Annotated in this window: 1 protein-coding gene and 1 pseudogene; both read left to right on the top strand. The window is 61.7% G+C overall.

Going from position 1 to position 1,163, the window contains the following annotated elements; all coding sequences use genetic code 11:
* A pseudogene (locus WEA77_RS03650) lies at positions 1–739 on the top strand (DNA-binding protein); the annotation flags it as partial.
* A gap of 66 nt (positions 740–805) precedes the next feature.
* Positions 806–1,163 (top strand): hypothetical protein (locus tag WEA77_RS03645; protein WP_368066506.1); only part of this gene is annotated, 358 nt, incomplete at its 3' end.

Below are 1,163 nucleotides of genomic sequence, written 5' to 3'. Positions count from 1 at the left end.
GGCACTGCGCGATGCACTCGCCAATGCGCCTGATGCTGCGTTCACTGCGCTGCTTCATGCCTTGTGTCTGTCGGTATTCCAGTCGCACGGGCACGCCGGCTGCGTGCAGATCGGCGTCACCCAGGCCTGGCTCGGCAATGTCGCTCCAAATCTGCGCGAGTCTGTCTGGAGCCAGAAGGTCCAGCAACGGCACGAACAATGGGCCGAACGCCTGCCGAGCGAAACAGGCGAGCTTTGGGCATTCATTGCTGGACTGGCGCAGGACGAGCAGATGGCGCTGCTGGCGCACTGCGTATCGCTCGGCGTCAATGCGCTGTTTGAAGCTACCAAAGGCTATGATGGCCGCATCTCGGCGCACGGGATCGCCCAGCGGATCGCCGCTGCCGATGCGCTTGCCCATGTGGTCGGGCTCGACATGGCGGATGCTGGCTGGACGCCCACGGTCGACAATTATCTCGGCCGCGTCACCAAGCCCCGGATCATCGAAGCCGTGCGCGAAGCCAAGGGCGATGCAACCGCAGTCCTCATCGAGCATCTGAAAAAGGGCGACATGGCGCGCGAGGCCGAACGGCTGCTCGAAGGCACCGGTTGGTTGCATGAGCCGCTGCGATTGCCACTGACCGAAGCGGACGGAGAACTGGCTGATCTGCCCGACTTCCTCTCGGTCGATGAAGCTCCCATGCCAGATGAAGCCGAACAAGGTGATGCTGACGACGCCTATGCGATCGCTGCCGAATGACCCTTTGCGCGGGGCGGCACTGCGCCGCTCCGCGCTTCCATTTCCTGACATTGAAGGAGCCAGACCATGGCTGATTATTACACGCCCACGGTCATTGAGCCGTTCATTCCACTTTCCGCCATCCTGCCTATCGAACGCCTGTTTCTCGCAGCGGTATTCAGCGAGGAAGTCGATGGCGAGAATGCCTATTATTACAGCGACGATGGTGCTTGCGACCTGATTACGCTGTCAGCAGATGAGGTCCGGGCAGCACTCGATACTGCCACGCCCGACACCTGCCGTCTGGCGCAGAAGCTGATCGACGAACAGCCCGATGCGACCCTTGGCGACGAGGACATCGACCTCGATAGTTGCGGCGATCTTTGGCCGGACGTGCTGCAAGACATCGTGCGGCGTTCGCCCGATCTCGACCATCTCACCGTCA

Source organism: Hyphomonas sp. (assembly GCF_040882205.1).
Classification (GTDB): Bacteria; Pseudomonadota; Alphaproteobacteria; order Caulobacterales; family Hyphomonadaceae; genus Hyphomonas.
The sequence above is the reverse complement of the archived record's forward strand: the minus strand, read 5'-3'. Positions and strand labels throughout refer to the sequence as shown.